Annotated in this window: 14 protein-coding genes, 3 tRNA genes and 3 rRNA genes; 8 read left to right on the plus strand and 12 right to left on the minus strand. The window is 53.2% G+C overall.

The features are described from left to right. Positions 1 to 18: 18 nt before the first annotated feature. The 8 genes from dkgB to gmhB all read right to left on the minus strand — a co-directional run bounded on the left by dkgB (position 19) and on the right by gmhB (position 7,182). On the minus strand, positions 19 to 822 hold the full coding sequence (gene dkgB / locus AC4OVS_RS17995; RefSeq protein ID WP_048966286.1) for a 2,5-didehydrogluconate reductase DkgB: 804 nt from the start codon (positions 820 to 822) through the stop codon (positions 19 to 21). A gap of 160 nt (positions 823 to 982) precedes the next feature. Beyond that, a tRNA-Asp gene (locus AC4OVS_RS18000) sits at positions 983 to 1,059 on the minus strand. Between the two features lie 55 nt (positions 1,060 to 1,114). Beyond that, positions 1,115 to 1,230 (minus strand): 5S ribosomal RNA (gene rrf, locus AC4OVS_RS18005). Positions 1,231 to 1,301: 71 nt separating this feature from the next. Beyond that, positions 1,302 to 4,207: ribosomal RNA gene (locus AC4OVS_RS18010) — 23S ribosomal RNA — on the minus strand. A gap of 172 nt (positions 4,208 to 4,379) precedes the next feature. Then, positions 4,380 to 4,455, minus strand: a tRNA-Ala gene (locus tag AC4OVS_RS18015). 105 nt (positions 4,456 to 4,560) lie between these two features. Next, positions 4,561 to 4,637: transfer RNA gene (locus AC4OVS_RS18020), tRNA-Ile, on the minus strand. A 70-nt stretch (positions 4,638 to 4,707) separates the two neighbouring features. Then, a 16S ribosomal RNA gene (locus tag AC4OVS_RS18025) occupies positions 4,708 to 6,249 on the minus strand. The 16S, 23S and 5S rRNA genes sit together here with 3 tRNA genes alongside, the layout of an rRNA operon. A 366-nt stretch (positions 6,250 to 6,615) precedes the next feature. Then, a complete protein-coding gene (gmhB, locus tag AC4OVS_RS18030) occupies positions 6,616 to 7,182 on the minus strand; it encodes a D-glycero-beta-D-manno-heptose 1,7-bisphosphate 7-phosphatase (RefSeq protein ID WP_022647122.1) in 567 nt (188 codons plus the stop codon). A 188-nt stretch (positions 7,183 to 7,370) separates the two neighbouring features. Here gmhB and metN point away from each other — a divergent pair, with 188 nt between their 5' ends. From metN to proS, 6 genes are all read left to right on the plus strand, one after another. Further along, positions 7,371 to 8,402: a methionine ABC transporter ATP-binding protein MetN gene (gene metN / locus AC4OVS_RS18035; RefSeq protein ID WP_032625582.1), complete on the plus strand. Its 1,032-nt coding sequence runs from the start codon at positions 7,371 to 7,373 to the stop codon at positions 8,400 to 8,402. Continuing rightward, complete coding sequence (locus AC4OVS_RS18040) at positions 8,395 to 9,048, plus strand: methionine ABC transporter permease MetI (RefSeq protein WP_003856130.1); 654 nt, start codon at positions 8,395 to 8,397, stop codon at positions 9,046 to 9,048. Before metN ends, AC4OVS_RS18040 begins: the two co-directional genes overlap by 8 nt. Positions 9,049 to 9,088: 40 nt before the next feature. Continuing rightward, a complete protein-coding gene (gene metQ / locus AC4OVS_RS18045) occupies positions 9,089 to 9,904 on the plus strand; it encodes a methionine ABC transporter substrate-binding lipoprotein MetQ (RefSeq protein WP_006810023.1) in 816 nt (271 codons plus the stop codon). A 106-nt stretch (positions 9,905 to 10,010) separates the two neighbouring features. Further along, a complete protein-coding gene (rcsF, locus tag AC4OVS_RS18050) occupies positions 10,011 to 10,415 on the plus strand; it encodes an Rcs stress response system protein RcsF (RefSeq protein ID WP_491922609.1) in 405 nt (134 codons plus the stop codon). Then, a complete protein-coding gene (tsaA, locus tag AC4OVS_RS18055; RefSeq protein WP_023299375.1) occupies positions 10,412 to 11,119 on the plus strand; it encodes a tRNA (N6-threonylcarbamoyladenosine(37)-N6)-methyltransferase TrmO in 708 nt (235 codons plus the stop codon). Before rcsF ends, tsaA begins: the two co-directional genes overlap by 4 nt. A 112-nt stretch (positions 11,120 to 11,231) precedes the next feature. Then, on the plus strand, positions 11,232 to 12,950 hold the full coding sequence (proS, locus tag AC4OVS_RS18060; protein ID WP_023299374.1) for a proline--tRNA ligase: 1,719 nt from the start codon (positions 11,232 to 11,234) through the stop codon (positions 12,948 to 12,950). Between the two features lie 46 nt (positions 12,951 to 12,996). On the opposite strand, the gene nlpE is transcribed toward proS, so the two are convergent. From nlpE to AC4OVS_RS18075, 3 genes are read right to left on the minus strand one after another with little or no spacing between them, the layout of a single operon-like run. Further along, positions 12,997 to 13,695: an envelope stress response activation lipoprotein NlpE gene (gene nlpE, locus AC4OVS_RS18065; RefSeq protein ID WP_006810026.1), complete on the minus strand. Its 699-nt coding sequence runs from the start codon at positions 13,693 to 13,695 to the stop codon at positions 12,997 to 12,999. A 39-nt stretch (positions 13,696 to 13,734) separates the two neighbouring features. After that, positions 13,735 to 14,151, minus strand: a complete 417-nt coding sequence (gene arfB, locus AC4OVS_RS18070; protein WP_022647119.1) for an alternative ribosome rescue aminoacyl-tRNA hydrolase ArfB — start codon at positions 14,149 to 14,151, stop codon at positions 13,735 to 13,737. Then, positions 14,148 to 14,693 (minus strand): YaeQ family protein, encoded by a 546-nt coding sequence (locus AC4OVS_RS18075; protein WP_022647118.1) that lies wholly within the window; start codon positions 14,691 to 14,693, stop codon positions 14,148 to 14,150. The genes arfB and AC4OVS_RS18075 overlap by 4 nt, the downstream gene beginning before the upstream one ends. Positions 14,694 to 14,888: 195 nt before the next feature. On the opposite strand from AC4OVS_RS18075, the gene AC4OVS_RS18080 reads away from it, so the two are divergent. Further along, positions 14,889 to 15,089 carry a YaeP family protein gene (locus tag AC4OVS_RS18080; protein WP_003856146.1) on the plus strand — a complete coding sequence of 67 codons (201 nt, stop codon included), beginning with the start codon at positions 14,889 to 14,891 and terminating at the stop codon, positions 15,087 to 15,089. Beyond that, positions 15,076 to 15,336: a Rho-binding antiterminator gene (gene rof / locus AC4OVS_RS18085; RefSeq protein ID WP_023305471.1), complete on the plus strand. Its 261-nt coding sequence runs from the start codon at positions 15,076 to 15,078 to the stop codon at positions 15,334 to 15,336. Before AC4OVS_RS18080 ends, rof begins: the two co-directional genes overlap by 14 nt. A gap of 26 nt (positions 15,337 to 15,362) precedes the next feature. On the opposite strand, the gene tilS is transcribed toward rof, so the two are convergent. After that, the gene (gene tilS, locus AC4OVS_RS18090) at positions 15,363 to 16,649 is read right to left on the minus strand and encodes a tRNA lysidine(34) synthetase TilS (RefSeq protein ID WP_032625579.1); all 1,287 of its coding nucleotides are present in this window, start codon (positions 16,647 to 16,649) and stop codon (positions 15,363 to 15,365) included. Between the last annotated feature and the right edge of the window lie 38 nt (positions 16,650 to 16,687).

The following is a 16,687-nucleotide window of genomic DNA, read 5'->3' on the forward strand; positions in this document are numbered from 1 at the left end:
ACAGAGGGAGGGTTGTTATTAATCCCAGTTAGGTGCTAACCCTTCGGGGCTGACCAGACGATCGTTGCATTCCAGTGCAGCGATCGCTTTTTTGTCTTCATCATCGAGCTGGAGATCCCACGCTAACAGGTTACTTGCCAGGTTTTCACGTTTGGTTGAAGACGGGATCACGGCATATCCTTCACCTATCGCCCATGCCAGGATCACCTGTGCAGCTGTTGCATTGTGTTTTTCAGCGATGCGTGCAATCACTTCATCTTTCAGGGCCTTACCATATGCCAGCGTCATGTACGAGGTGATGTGAATGCCATGCTGTTTCGCCCAGTCCACAACTTTGCGGTTTTGCAGGTAAGGAGAGAGTTCAATCTGGTTAGTAGCAATATTCTCTTTACCCACTGCGGCAATGGCTTTTTCCATCAATGGGATAGTGAAATTCGAGATACCAATTTCACGCGTCAAGCCCTGCTCTTTTGCTTCCAGCAGCGCCTGCATGAACTCTTCTACGGAGACGGCATCGCCAGGTGATGGCCAGTGGATCAGCGTCAGATCAACATAGTCAGTACGCAGCTTTTTCAGACTTTCCTTCAGGCTCAGGATCAGCTTGTCTTTGCTGAGGTTCTCAATCCAGATTTTGGTGGTGATGAAAAGCTCATGGCGCGGTACGCCGCTCTCCTCGATAGCCTGACCTACGGCAGCTTCGTTGTCATAAATCTGCGCCGTATCAATAGCGCGATAGCCCAACTCGAGTGCGGTTTTAACAGATGCGATAACAACGTCGTCCTTCAGGCGAAAAGTGCCCAGACCCAGTGCAGGGATAGTCATATCATTCCTCAATCGTTATGTTCGTAAACTGAGGAGGATTATCGCCGTGGTTGTTATGTCGAAAAAGATCGTAAAACGCAGAGGATTTTTGCTAATTTCGCAATAGTAAAACGACAGATAAGAAAAAAGCCCTGAGCGTTAGCTCAGGGCTTTTAATAAGTGGCGGAACGGACGGGACTCGAACCCGCGACCCCCTGCGTGACAGGCAGGTATTCTAACCGACTGAACTACCGCTCCACCGAATACTTCTGTAACCACCGGATTAATGCACCGGCTTACTACTTAATTTGATGCCTGGCAGTTCCCTACTCTCACATGGGGAGACCCCACACTACCATCGGCGCTACGGCGTTTCACTTCTGAGTTCGGCATGGGGTCAGGTGGGACCACCGCGCTAAAGCCGCCAGGCAAATTCTGTTAATCTGTATCAGGCTGAAAATCGTGTCTGTCTCTCTTCGCCGAAACAGCTTCGGCGTTGTAAGGTTAAGCCTCACGGTTCATTAGTATCGGTTAGCTCAACGCATCGCTGCGCTTACACACCCGACCTATCAACGTCGTAGTCTTCAACGTTCCTTCAGGAGACTCAAGGTCTCAGGGAGAACTCATCTCGGGGCAAGTTTCGTGCTTAGATGCTTTCAGCACTTATCTCTTCCGCATTTAGCTACCGGGCAGTGCCATTGGCATGACAACCCGAACACCAGTGATGCGTCCACTCCGGTCCTCTCGTACTAGGAGCAGCCCCCCTCAATTCTCCAGCGCCCACGGCAGATAGGGACCGAACTGTCTCACGACGTTCTAAACCCAGCTCGCGTACCACTTTAAATGGCGAACAGCCATACCCTTGGGACCTACTTCAGCCCCAGGATGTGATGAGCCGACATCGAGGTGCCAAACACCGCCGTCGATATGAACTCTTGGGCGGTATCAGCCTGTTATCCCCGGAGTACCTTTTATCCGTTGAGCGATGGCCCTTCCATTCAGAACCACCGGATCACTATGACCTGCTTTCGCACCTGCTCGCGCCGTCACGCTCGCAGTCAAGCTGGCTTATGCCATTGCACTAACCTCCTGATGTCCGACCAGGATTAGCCAACCTTCGTGCTCCTCCGTTACTCTTTGGGAGGAGACCGCCCCAGTCAAACTACCCACCAGACACTGTCCGCAACCCGGATTACGGGTCTACGTTAGAACACCAGCCATTAAAGGGTGGTATTTCAAGGTTGGCTCCACGCAGACTGGCGTCCACGCTTCAAAGCCTCCCACCTATCCTACACATCAAGGACCAGTGTTCAGTGTCAAGCTATAGTAAAGGTTCACGGGGTCTTTCCGTCTTGCCGCGGGTACACTGCATCTTCACAGCGAGTTCAATTTCACTGAGTCTCGGGTGGAGACAGCCTGGCCATCATTACGCCATTCGTGCAGGTCGGAACTTACCCGACAAGGAATTTCGCTACCTTAGGACCGTTATAGTTACGGCCGCCGTTTACCGGGGCTTCGATCAAGAGCTTCGCGTTGCCGCTAACCCCATCAATTAACCTTCCGGCACCGGGCAGGCGTCACACCGTATACGTCCACTTTCGTGTTTGCACAGTGCTGTGTTTTTAATAAACAGTTGCAGCCAGCTGGTATCTTCGACTGATTTCAGCTCCGTCCGCAGGGACTTCACCTACCTATCAGCGTGCCTTCTCCCGAAGTTACGGCACCATTTTGCCTAGTTCCTTCACCCGAGTTCTCTCAAGCGCCTTGGTATTCTCTACCTGACCACCTGTGTCGGTTTGGGGTACGATTTCGTGTTACCTGATGCTTAGAGGCTTTTCCTGGAAGCAGGGCATTTATCACTTCAGCACCGTAGTGCCTCGTCATCACACCTCAGCGTTAATAAGGTACCGGATTTACCTGGAACCTCCGCCTACATGCTTAAACCGGGACAACCGTCGCCCGGCTGACATAGCCTTCTCCGTCCCCCCTTCGCAGTAACACCAAGTACAGGAATATTAACCTGTTTCCCATCGACTACGCCTTTCGGCCTCGCCTTAGGGGTCGACTCACCCTGCCCCGATTAACGTTGGACAGGAACCCTTGGTCTTCCGGCGAGCGGGCTTTTCACCCGCTTTATCGTTACTTATGTCAGCATTCGCACTTCTGATACCTCCAGCACCCCTCACAGGACACCTTCAACGGCTTACAGAACGCTCCCCTACCCAACAACGCATAAGCGTCGCTGCCGCAGCTTCGGTGCATGGTTTAGCCCCGTTACATCTTCCGCGCAGGCCGACTCGACCAGTGAGCTATTACGCTTTCTTTAAATGATGGCTGCTTCTAAGCCAACATCCTGGCTGTCTGTGCCTTCCCACATCGTTTCCCACTTAACCATGACTTTGGGACCTTAGCTGGCGGTCTGGGTTGTTTCCCTCTTCACGACGGACGTTAGCACCCGCCGTGTGTCTCCCGTGATAACATTCTTCGGTATTCGTAGTTTGCATCGGGTTGGTAAGCCGGGATGGCCCCCTAGCCGAAACAGTGCTCTACCCCCGAAGATGAGTTCACGAGGCGCTACCTAAATAGCTTTCGGGGAGAACCAGCTATCTCCCGGTTTGATTGGCCTTTCACCCCCAGCCACAGGTCATCCGCTAATTTTTCAACATTAGTCGGTTCGGTCCTCCAGTTAGTGTTACCCAACCTTCAACCTGCCCATGGCTAGATCACCGGGTTTCGGGTCTATACCCTGCAACTTAACGCCCAGTTAAGACTCGGTTTCCCTTCGGCTCCCCTATACGGTTAACCTTGCTACAGAATATAAGTCGCTGACCCATTATACAAAAGGTACGCAGTCACCCCATAAAGAGGCTCCCACTGCTTGTACGTACACGGTTTCAGGTTCTTTTTCACTCCCCTCGCCGGGGTTCTTTTCGCCTTTCCCTCACGGTACTGGTTCACTATCGGTCAGTCAGGAGTATTTAGCCTTGGAGGATGGTCCCCCCATATTCAGACAGGATACCACGTGTCCCGCCCTACTCTTCGAGTTCACAGCAAGTGTGCTTTCGTGTACGGGACTATCACCCTGTACTGTCGGACTTTCCAGACCGTTCCACTAACACACAAGCTGATTCAGACTCCGGGCTGCTCCCCGTTCGCTCGCCGCTACTGGGGGAATCTCGGTTGATTTCTTTTCCTCGGGGTACTTAGATGTTTCAGTTCCCCCGGTTCGCCTCGTTAACCTATGTATTCAGTTAACGATAGTGCAACGGATTGCACTGGGTTTCCCCATTCGGACATCGCCGGGTCAAAGGTTCATATCACCTCGCCGGCGCTTTTCGCAGATTAGCACGTCCTTCATCGCCTCTGACTGCCAGGGCATCCACCGTGTACGCTTAGTCGCTTAACCTCACAACCCGAAGATGTTTCACTTCATGATTGCGAAAATTTGAGAGACTCGAACACACCATTAAAGATGTGTCGTTTCAATTTTCAGCTTGATCCAGATTTTTAAAGAGCAAAACTTCGCAGTGCACCTTTTCAGGTTCACTCTGAAGTTTTCTTGTGTTCGCAGTAAAGGATGGTGGAGCTATGCGGGATCGAACCGCAGACCTCCTGCGTGCAAGGCAGGCGCTCTCCCAGCTGAGCTATAGCCCCATCGTAGTTATCTCTCTACCGGTAATTTTTGTTGAGGCAAGGCGTGGTGACACGAAGCATACTCAGGTATGTGAGTGTCGCCGCAACGCAGCATCAGCAAAAATTTGGTAGGCCTGAGTGGACTTGAACCACCGACCTCACCCTTATCAGGGGTGCGCTCTAACCACCTGAGCTACAAGCCTGCAGAGATTTTTTACTGCTGTTTTTCATCAGACAATCTGTGTGGACACTACAAAGGCAGGTTCTTTAAGGTAAGGAGGTGATCCAACCGCAGGTTCCCCTACGGTTACCTTGTTACGACTTCACCCCAGTCATGAATCACAAAGTGGTAAGCGCCCTCCCGAAGGTTAAGCTACCTACTTCTTTTGCAACCCACTCCCATGGTGTGACGGGCGGTGTGTACAAGGCCCGGGAACGTATTCACCGTGGCATTCTGATCCACGATTACTAGCGATTCCGACTTCATGGAGTCGAGTTGCAGACTCCAATCCGGACTACGACGCACTTTATGAGGTCCGCTTGCTCTCGCGAGGTCGCTTCTCTTTGTATGCGCCATTGTAGCACGTGTGTAGCCCTACTCGTAAGGGCCATGATGACTTGACGTCATCCCCACCTTCCTCCAGTTTATCACTGGCAGTCTCCTTTGAGTTCCCGGCCTAACCGCTGGCAACAAAGGATAAGGGTTGCGCTCGTTGCGGGACTTAACCCAACATTTCACAACACGAGCTGACGACAGCCATGCAGCACCTGTCTCAGAGTTCCCGAAGGCACCAATCCATCTCTGGAAAGTTCTCTGGATGTCAAGAGTAGGTAAGGTTCTTCGCGTTGCATCGAATTAAACCACATGCTCCACCGCTTGTGCGGGCCCCCGTCAATTCATTTGAGTTTTAACCTTGCGGCCGTACTCCCCAGGCGGTCGACTTAACGCGTTAGCTCCGGAAGCCACGCCTCAAGGGCACAACCTCCAAGTCGACATCGTTTACGGCGTGGACTACCAGGGTATCTAATCCTGTTTGCTCCCCACGCTTTCGCACCTGAGCGTCAGTCTTTGTCCAGGGGGCCGCCTTCGCCACCGGTATTCCTCCAGATCTCTACGCATTTCACCGCTACACCTGGAATTCTACCCCCCTCTACAAGACTCTAGCCTGCCAGTTTCGAATGCAGTTCCCAGGTTGAGCCCGGGGATTTCACATCCGACTTGACAGACCGCCTGCGTGCGCTTTACGCCCAGTAATTCCGATTAACGCTTGCACCCTCCGTATTACCGCGGCTGCTGGCACGGAGTTAGCCGGTGCTTCTTCTGCGGGTAACGTCAATCGACAGGGTTATTAACCCTGTCGCCTTCCTCCCCGCTGAAAGTACTTTACAACCCGAAGGCCTTCTTCATACACGCGGCATGGCTGCATCAGGCTTGCGCCCATTGTGCAATATTCCCCACTGCTGCCTCCCGTAGGAGTCTGGACCGTGTCTCAGTTCCAGTGTGGCTGGTCATCCTCTCAGACCAGCTAGGGATCGTCGCCTAGGTGAGCCGTTACCCCACCTACTAGCTAATCCCATCTGGGCACATCCGATGGCAAGAGGCCCGAAGGTCCCCCTCTTTGGTCTTGCGACGTTATGCGGTATTAGCTACCGTTTCCAGTAGTTATCCCCCTCCATCAGGCAGTTTCCCAGACATTACTCACCCGTCCGCCACTCGTCAGCGAAGCAGCAAGCTGCTTCCTGTTACCGTTCGACTTGCATGTGTTAGGCCTGCCGCCAGCGTTCAATCTGAGCCATGATCAAACTCTTCAATTTAAGTTTGATGCTCGTGAATTAAACTTCGTAATGAATTACGTGTTCACTCAGAGACTTGGTATTCATTTTTCGTCCGAGGACGTTAAGAATCCATGTCACTTTGAGTGCCCACACAGATTGTCTGATAAATTGTTAAAGAGCAGTTGCGACGCGCTTCAGCGCTCTGTCGCGAGGTGGCGTATATTACGCTTTCCTCTTTCAGAGTCAACCCGTTATTTCAGGATTTTTTCTCTTCAACCGACCGGGTTGTCTGTGAAGTGATTCACATCCGCCGTGTCGATGGAGGCGCATTATAGGGAGCCGCCGAGGAATGACAAGCGGAAAAATGCATTTTTATTTCAACCGCTCACCTTTTCACCAAAACGTCTATTTTTGGTGCTTTTTAATCTCTTTTGGCAGATCTGCCAGACTAGTTATCACCCAGTCAGCTGCATTTTCTGCTTCTGGGGTGACTGGTTTACCGGTCCGCACTAATACTTTGGTTCCCACACCCGCCGCCGCCGCTGCCTGCATATCCTCCAGTTTATCGCCCACCATAAAAGACGCGGCCATATCAATGTGCAGGAATTCCTGTGCAGAGATAAACATGCCCGGGTGTGGCTTACGGCAATCACATGTCTGACGATACGCTTCTACTGTTCCCTGTGGATGATGCGGACAATAATAGATGCCATCAAGATCAACGCCACGATCGGCCAGAGACCAGTCCATCCATTCCGTCAGCGTCTCGAACTGCGCTTCGGTGAATTTACCCCGGGCGATACCGGACTGATTAGTTACCACCACCAGCGCATAGCCCATCTCTTTCAGCTGGCGCATGGCATCTATTACGCCCTCAATAAATTCGAACTCATCAATCTCATGGACGTAACCGTGATCCACATTAATTGTGCCGTCACGATCGAGAAAAATTGCGGGTACAGATTTTGCCACCGGTTTGCTCCTGAAAAAGGCTTGTTCAGCTAGTATCTCATGAATCGCAGCGCAATAAAGTGCTCATCGCACAGAGGTGGATTGATTTAGACGTCTGGATGCCTTAACATCCATTTTGTTTACGGTCATTCCCCGTATCTGGCAGAAGAAAATGCCACGGCTAACTTACATACGATAAAAATAATCTAATGATTAAACTTTCCAATATCACCAAAGTGTTCCAGCAGGGGAACCGAACCATTCAGGCGCTGAACAACGTCAGCCTGCATGTGCCTGCTGGTCAGATTTATGGCGTCATTGGCGCATCGGGTGCGGGTAAAAGTACGCTGATCCGGTGTGTTAACCTGCTTGAGCGCCCGACCCAGGGCAGCGTAGAAGTTGGCGGCCAGGAGCTTACCGCTCTCTCAGAGAAAGAACTCACCAAAGCGCGTCGCCAGATTGGCATGATTTTCCAGCACTTTAACCTGCTGGCCTCACGCACGGTTTTTGGAAACGTGGCGTTACCGCTGGAGCTGGATAGCACACCAAAAGAAGAGGTTACGCGACGCGTCACCGAACTGCTGGATCTGGTTGGGCTGGGTGATAAGCATGACAGCTACCCGGCCAACCTCTCCGGCGGGCAAAAGCAGCGTGTAGCAATCGCTCGCGCGCTGGCAAGCAACCCAAAAGTGCTGCTGTGTGATGAAGCCACCAGCGCGTTAGATCCGGCCACCACGCGTTCTATCCTGGAACTGCTGAAAGACATTAACCGTCGTCTGGGCCTGACTATCCTCCTTATTACGCACGAAATGGACGTGGTGAAGCGTATCTGTGACTGCGTCGCCGTCATCAGCAACGGTGAGCTGATTGAGCAGGACACGGTCAGCGAAGTCTTCTCGCACCCGAAAACGCCTCTGGCTCAGCAGTTCATTCAGTCCACACTGCATCTGGATATTCCGGAAGATTATCTGGAACGTTTAAAAGCAGACGCAACGCCTGACAGCGTCCCGATGCTGCGCATGGAGTTCACGGGCCAGTCCGTTGACGCACCGCTGCTGTCCGAAACCGCGCGTCGCTTTAACGTGAATAACAACATTATTAGCGCGCAGATGGACTACGCCGGTGGCGTGAAGTTCGGCATTATGCTGACGGAAATGCACGGCACACAGGAAGAAACCCAGGCGGCAATTGCCTGGCTGCAAGAACATCACGTAAAAGTAGAGGTGCTGGGTTATGTCTGAGCCGATGATGTGGCTACTGGTTCGCGGCGTTTGGGAAACGCTGGCAATGACCTTCGTATCGGGCTTTTTTGGTTTTGTGATTGGGCTGCCGGTCGGCGTACTGCTGTACGTCACGCGCCCGGGTCAAATTATTGAAAACGCGAAGCTGTATCGCACGCTCTCTGCGCTGGTGAACATTTTCCGTTCTATACCGTTTATTATCCTGCTGGTGTGGATGATTCCGTTTACACGCGTTATTGTCGGGACGTCGATTGGTTTGCAGGCGGCAATTGTCCCGCTAACCGTAGGCGCCGCGCCGTTTATCGCCCGTATGGTGGAAAACGCCCTGCTGGAAATCCCAACAGGCCTGATTGAAGCTTCCCGCGCTATGGGTGCGACGCCAATGCAGATCGTTCGCAAAGTTCTGCTGCCTGAGGCGCTGCCTGGGCTGGTGAATGCAGCAACCATCACGCTTATCACCCTGGTCGGTTATTCCGCGATGGGCGGCGCCGTGGGTGCTGGCGGTTTAGGACAGATTGGATATCAGTACGGCTATATTGGCTATAACGCTACCGTAATGAATACCGTTCTGGTATTGCTGGTTGTGCTGGTTTACTTAATCCAATTCTCTGGCGATCGTATCGTCCGGGCTGTTACGCATAAATAACGTTACAAACAACACAAACTCGACGAGTTAAGGATATAACATGGCGTTTAAATTTAAGACCTTTGCAGCAGTAGGCGCACTGATTGGTTCGCTGGCACTGGTGGGTTGCGGTCAGGACGAAAAAGATCCGAACCACATCAAAGTAGGCGTTATCGTCGGTGCAGAGCAGCAGGTTGCTGAGGCCGCGCAGAAAATCGCGAAAGAAAAATATGGCCTGGACGTTGAGCTGGTGACCTTCAACGATTACGTTCTGCCGAACGAAGCGCTGAGCAAAGGCGACATTGACGCTAACGCCTTCCAGCATAAACCGTACCTGGATCAACAGATCAAAGATCGCGGCTACAAGCTGGTTGCTGTCGGTAACACCTTCGTTTACCCGATTGCCGGTTATTCCAAGAAAATTAAATCTCTGGATGAACTCCAGCCGGGTTCACAGGTTGCCGTCCCTAACGACCCAACCAACCTTGGCCGTTCGCTGCTTCTGCTCCAGAAAGTGGGCCTGATTAAACTGAAAGAAGGTGTTGGCCTGTTGCCGACCGTTCTGGACGTGACCGAAAACCCGAAAAATCTGAAAATTGTTGAGCTGGAAGCCCCTCAGCTGCCACGTTCTCTGGACGATGCACAGATCGCGCTGGCCGTTATCAACACCACTTACGCCAGCCAGATCGGTTTGACCCCTGCGAAAGATGGCATCTTTGTTGAAGACAAAGATTCCCCGTACGTCAACCTGATCGTGACTCGCGAAGACAACAAGGACGCGGAAAACGTGAAGAAATTCCTGCAGGCATATCAGTCTGAAGAAGTTTACCAGGAAGCCAATAAGGTGTTTAACGGCGGCGCGGTTAAAGGCTGGTAATCTCACCTCAGTGTAATATCATCAAGACGGGCATTTGCCCGTCTTGTCATTTGTGCGGTCAACTGCTTCAATATCTGACGTTTTGATTATCCACTGAGGAACTATTATGCGTGCTTTACCGATCTGTCTTTTAGCACTGATGCTGAGCGGCTGTTCTATGCTAAGCAGATCTCCTGTTGAACCCGTTCAAAGCACTGCAACCCCGCCAAAAGCGGAGCCAGCAAAACCGAAAGCGCCTCGCGCTGCGCCGGTACGTATTATTACTAAAGCCGACGAGCTGGTCGGTAAGCCATTCCGTGAACTGGGCGAAGTGAGCGGCGAATCCTGCCAGGCAACAAATCAGGACTCCCCTCCAAATATCCCAACAGCCCGCAAGCGTATGCAAATCAACGCGTCGAAAATGAAAGCCAACGCGGTGCTGCTGCACAGTTGCGAGGTCACCAGTGGTACGCCGGGCTGCTACCGTCAGGCGATATGTATCGGTTCTGCGCTTAACATCACGGCGAAATGAGTTCATTTCAGTTCGAGCCGATAGGCGTTATCCGCTCCCCTTATAAAGAAAAGTTCGCCGTGCCGCGTCAGCCGGGACTGGTCCTTAACGGCGGCGGCGAGCTGCATCTTGTCGCGCCGTATAATCAGGCCGATGCAGTGCGCGGGCTTGAGGCATTCAGCCATTTATGGGTGGTGTTTGTGTTTCACCAGACCATGGAAGGCGGCTGGCGTCCTACCGTGCGTCCTCCTCGTCTGGGCGGAAATGCCAGAATGGGAGTTTTTGCCACCCGCTCAACGTTCCGACCGAATCCAGTCGGGATGTCGCTGGTCGAACTGAAAGGGATACGCTGTCAGAAAGATCGGGTGATCCTGGAGTTAGGTAGCCTTGACCTGGTTGATGGTACGCCGGTCATCGATATTAAACCTTACCTGCCCTTCGCCGAAGCGCTGCCGGATGCCCGTGCAAGCTATGCTCAGGACGCCCCACAGGCAGAGATGCCGGTTTACTTCACATCTGAAATAACGACGCAAATCAGCCAGCTGGAAAAGCGCTATCCTCGTCTGCGTGACTTTATCGTCGAAGTCCTGGCGCAGGACCCTCGTCCCGCCTACCGCAAAGAGGAAGACGCCGGAAAAACGTACGCCGTCTGGCTGCTGGACTTTAACGTGCGCTGGCGCGTAACTGATGCAGGTTTTGAAGTGTTTGCCCTGGAACCCAGGTAATTTTGTTCTCCTCTCTTTTGGCATCTTTGCCACACTGGTAAACTAAACCACTTTTTTTGTGTCAGGCTGGTGTTTCAGCCTGTTCCAATCGTCGAAATGGAACCGTAACAACATGCGTACTAGCCAATATCTGCTCTCCACTCTGAAGGAGACACCTGCCGACGCCGAGGTGATCAGCCACCAGCTGATGCTGCGCGCCGGGATGATCCGCAAGCTGGCCTCCGGGTTATACACCTGGCTGCCGACCGGCGTGCGCGTCCTGAAAAAAGTCGAAAACATCGTGCGTGAAGAGATGAACAACGCCGGTGCTATCGAGGTGTTAATGCCGGTCGTTCAGCCTTCTGAACTGTGGCAGGAGAGCGGTCGCTGGGAGCAGTACGGTCCTGAACTGCTGCGTATTGCCGATCGTGGCGATCGTCCATTCGTTCTCGGCCCAACGCATGAAGAAGTGATCACCGATCTGATCCGTAACGAGCTGAGCTCTTACAAACAGCTGCCGCTGAACTTCTTCCAGATCCAAACCAAGTTCCGTGACGAAGTGCGCCCACGCTTTGGCGTGATGCGCTCTCGCGAATTCCTGATGAAAGATGCCTACTCTTTCCATACTTCTCAGGAATCACTGCAAGAGACCTACGACAAAATGTACGTGGCCTACAGCAAAATCTTCTCCCGCATGGGGCTGGATTTCCGTGCTGTACAGGCTGATACCGGTTCAATCGGCGGTAGCGCCTCTCATGAATTCCAGGTTCTGGCGCAGAGCGGCGAAGACGATGTAATTTTCTCTGACTCCTCTGATTACGCCGCCAACATTGAATTCGCAGAAGCGCTGGCACCAAAAGAACCACGCGGCGCGGCAACACAAGAGATGACGCTGGTTGATACGCCAAACGCGAAAACCATCGCCGAGCTGGTTGAACAGTTTAATCTGCCGATCGAAAAAACCGTGAAAACCCTGCTGGTGAAATCGGCTGAAGGCAGCGCTTACCCGCTGGTAGCCCTGCTGGTCCGTGGCGATCACGAGCTGAACGAAGTGAAAGCCGAGAAGCTGCCGCAGGTTGCCAGCCCGCTGACCTTCGCGACGGAAGCCGAAATCCGCGCCGTGGTGAACGCAGGCCCAGGTTCTCTGGGTCCGGTGAATATGCCTGTTCCTGTAGTGATTGACCGCACCGTTGCGGCGATGAGCGACTTCGCTGCGGGCGCAAACATCGACGGTAAACACTACTTCGGCATCAACTGGGATCGTGACGTGGCGACGCCGGAAGTGGCTGACATCCGTAACGTGGTCGCAGGCGATCCAAGCCCGGACGGCAAGGGTACCCTGATGATTAAACGCGGTATCGAAGTAGGCCACATCTTCCAGCTGGGCGATAAGTACTCGCGCGCAATGAACGCTGCCGTTCAGGGCGAAGATGGTCGTAACCAGGTTCTGACCATGGGCTGCTACGGCATTGGGGTAACGCGCGTTGTTGCGGCCGCTATCGAGCAGAACTATGACGAACGCGGAATCGTCTGGCCGGATAACATCGCGCCGTTCCAGGTGGCGATCCTGCCAATGAACATGCACAAGTCTTACCGCGTGCAGGAGCTGGCAGAGAAACTCTACGCTGAGCTGAGCGCGAAAGGTATCGACGTGCTGATGGATGACCGTAAAGAGCGTCCTGGCGTGATGTTTGCTGATATGGAACTGATCGGTATTCCACACACCATCGTCATCGGCGACCGTAACCTCGACAGCGATGAGATTGAATACAAGTACCGTCGCAACGGCGAAAAACAGATGATCAAGACGGGCGACATTCTTGATTACCTGGTGAAAGCCATCAAAGGCTAAGAAACAAAAAAACCCCGCCAGTGCGGGGTTTTTTAATGGCTATAACTTATTTGCTTTCGCAGTCTTTACCCGCAGCAAACTTCGCGTCTTTATCTGCCACCAGCGTTTTCACCAGCTCACCGCTATCGGGGTTTGGCTCCAGCGTAAAATGCCCTTCAACCGTCAGCAACACTGGTTTGCTGTCGTTACCGCGCGCGACGGCATAGTCACGCTCCAGCTGGGCATTGTTCGCCACGCTGACTTTCTTCCCGGTTGCACAGTCCGTGAAGATCGCCGCATCCGCCATGTAGAAATACATCCCTCGCATCGCCATTGGGGTTGCAGGCAGGGTCGCTTTTACCGGGGCCAGCGTGTAGTTGAACTGGGATTCAATCGGATTGCCTTCGCGATCGAGCATCTCCATCCCCTCGCCTTTGGCGCGGAAATACGTTTTATCGCCCGTGGTATCAGTCAATACCAGCTTTTCAGCCGTACGCGCCCATGTTCCGTATGTTGCAAAAGAAGACGGCTCTTTCGCCCCCTGATAGCGCTGGTTCATCACCCAGGTGCCATCTTTTTGCAGGAACAGAGAGGTTTCGATGCCTTCACAATCTGCACATGGCAATACGCCGCGCCAGCTCTGCTGCATCGGCTTCAATTCTTCGTTTTGCGTTGGCTGTAGTACCTGTGTTTCTGAACGGTTGTTACAGCCAAAAAGCGCGAACAGGCTTGTCACGGCCAGCGCTGATAATAATGCTTTTTTCACAATACATTCCTTATGAAAAAGTGTGTCCCTTTCGTCACATTACGGGTGACGGACTTTGCCACGCAGTGACTTTACGGTGGATTTCTGCGCCTTCGATGACAACCGACGTTCTTTCGATGCCCGCGTTGGACGTGTTGCCCGGCGACTTTTTTGTACAGCCGTCAGCTCTTTTATGACCGCCGCCAGTCTGGAAAGTGCCGCTTCCCGGTTCATTTCCTGGCTGCGATATTCCTGCGCTTTAATCACAATCACACCTTCACTGGTGATCAGATGATGGCTGGCGGCGAGCAGGCTTTCTTTATAATACTCTGGCAGGCTGGAGGCCCGGATGTCAAAGCGCAAATGGATAGCCGTTGAGGCCTTGTTAACGTGCTGCCCCCCTGCGCCCTGAGCACGGATGGCGGTGATCTCCAGCTCGTGATCAGGGATGCTGACGTTTCGGGACAACTCAATCATGATACGGGCTGCCAGGCCGTGAGATGAATTTCCAGATTATTCTGAGAATCGGAAAGCCAGATGGCGCCGTCCTGAATCGTTGCCTGAAGCGCCATTGTCCGGCTGGCGAACGCGCTCAGCTGTGCCAGTTGTTCATCATCCAGATACCAGACGGTAAGATTTTTGAACTGCGCACATTTATTTTTGTTTTGCTGCCACCAGATCTCCGCCGCGCGCTGGTTATAGGCAAACAACGCCACTTCAGCTGACTGGGTGCACGCCTTTTTGATCCGGCGTTCATCCGGCAGGCCAAGCTCAATCCATAAATCGATACCCAGATGATCGTTGCGCAGCCAGGCTTCCGGTTCATCTTCCGCGCTTAAACCACGGGTAAATTGCAGACGCTCGTCGGCATACTTAATCCACGCCAGCAGGCGCAGCATCATGCGCTCCTGGGTTTCAGAAGGGTGACGCGCCAGCGTCAATGACGCATCCAGAAACTGGTTACGGTCAAGATCCGCCACATTGACCACAGCTTTATAAATTGTCGCTTTCAGCGCCATGAGAGAACTCCTTTCGAATCAGGCGTACATTGTAGCGAAAACCGCAGCAAAAGGCTGTTACGAGGTGGTGGCACCCCGTTATCAAGGCGCTGATATTGCTTAAATGAGTATGGTATAGTCACCTTGCTAAACCGAGTTTAACTTCGTAGGCTTAATGATATCTCACAGTAAGTCAGTACGCTGGCAGGAGGTGATGTGAATAATTATTGTGAGTTGATTCGCAGACGGTATGCGGAAATTGCCAGCGGAGATCTGGGGTACATCCCGGATGCGTTGGGCTGTGTATTGAACGTGCTGAATGAAGTGGCCTCTGATGAGAGCCTTTCTGAATCGGTCAGGGAAAAAGCAGCGTATGCTGCGGCGAATTTACTGGTGAGCGATTATGTCGATGAATGATATCTATCAACCCATCAATTGTGATGACTATGACAACCTCGAACTCGCCTGCCAGCATCATTTAATACTGACGCTGGAGCTAAAAGATGGCGAAGTGCTAAAGGCAAAGGCCAGCGATCTGGTTTCCCGTAAAAATGTGGAATACCTGGTTGTGGAAGATGCAGGTGCAACGCGTGAGCTACGCCTCGACAAAATTGCCAGTTTCAGCCATCCGGAAATCGGCACCGTCGTGGTGAGCGAATCCTGATAACCAACGGGCAGCCAGGCTGCCCGTTACGCTTTCCATTCAAAATTGACACCCGCTTCAGCCCACCCTTCCTGGGTAATAAACACACCTGCCGCCGCGATGAGCGTGTCGCCGTAAAACAGAAGCGGCGTGGTATCACGTCGCCAGGGCGGAACGTTCTGTTCCTGCCAGATTTTCTTCAGTTTACGCCCGCCGTTACGCCCAACGATATGCAGCATGCCGCTGGCCCTGAAGCGTATGGTGACGTTCTCGTCCGGCTCAGGTAGACGCACATTGCCCGAATGGCTTAACGCAACGACACCGGCATTCAACGGTAGCGTTAATGCTTTTTCCGGCGACGGCCAGTCAAGCACAACGTCAGCCAGCGACGGCACAGATTTCACCCACCAGAGTTGCTCTTTATAGCGCCTGACGTCATAACCATTCAGGTGTATACACGGTGCGGCATCTTCCCGCGCCTGTGCAACTTCTTCCCAGATACGGTTGAGCATCGCCCGGGACGGCATAACCGCACGGTGGGAAGCCAGCCAGCGACGAATCAGAGCAGCCCGACGCACGGGGTTCATCACTTTCAACGGCGCAATGTTCAGGGCACCGTCAGCGGTAATCAGCGTATTCAGCTCCCCGCTCAGCAACTCATCCAGCAAGCTTTCCTGTTCAGCACAAAGCATGGCACTTCTGGCCACCGCTTCGGAAAAATGGGCCCAGCGCTCACTCAGCAGCGGTAAGACGCGCAGGCGCAGGAAGTTACGGTCGTAACTGTCGTCCTGATTGCTTTCGTCTTCAATCCAGCGCAGATGATGTTGCTGCGCCCAGGCTTCCAGTGATGCGCGCGTCTCACCCAGTAGCGGGCGGATGAGCTCTGTTTCAGCAAAACCAGCACGCTCAGGCATGGCGGATAAACCCGCAGGCCCGCTGCCCCGCTTGAGCGCCAGTAAAAACGTCTCGCACTGGTCGTCCAGATGCTGCGCGGTGACCAACGCTTCTCCAGGCTGTAACGCGCCGGAAAACGCGGCGTAGCGGGCTTTGCGCGCCTGCGCCTCAATACCCAGCCCTTCATCCTCAAGCGTGACGCGTTCAACGATTAGCGGGATCGCCCACCCTGAGCACACCGCTTCGCAGTGCGCCACCCACTCGTCGGCATGGGGGCTTAAGCCGTGATGGATATGCATCGCCCGCAGCTGGACGTCAGGCTCACGGTCGCGCCAGAGCTTAAGACGGTGCAGCAAAACGGTGGAATCCAGGCCACCGCTGAACCCCACCAGCAGCTGGCGGTAGGGTGAAACGGCGTGCGCGATAGCGGGTAAGGTCATAGGAAATTACACATAAAAAATGCCCGAACTGAACGGGC

Source organism: Enterobacter sp. 4974935 (genome assembly GCF_058661735.1).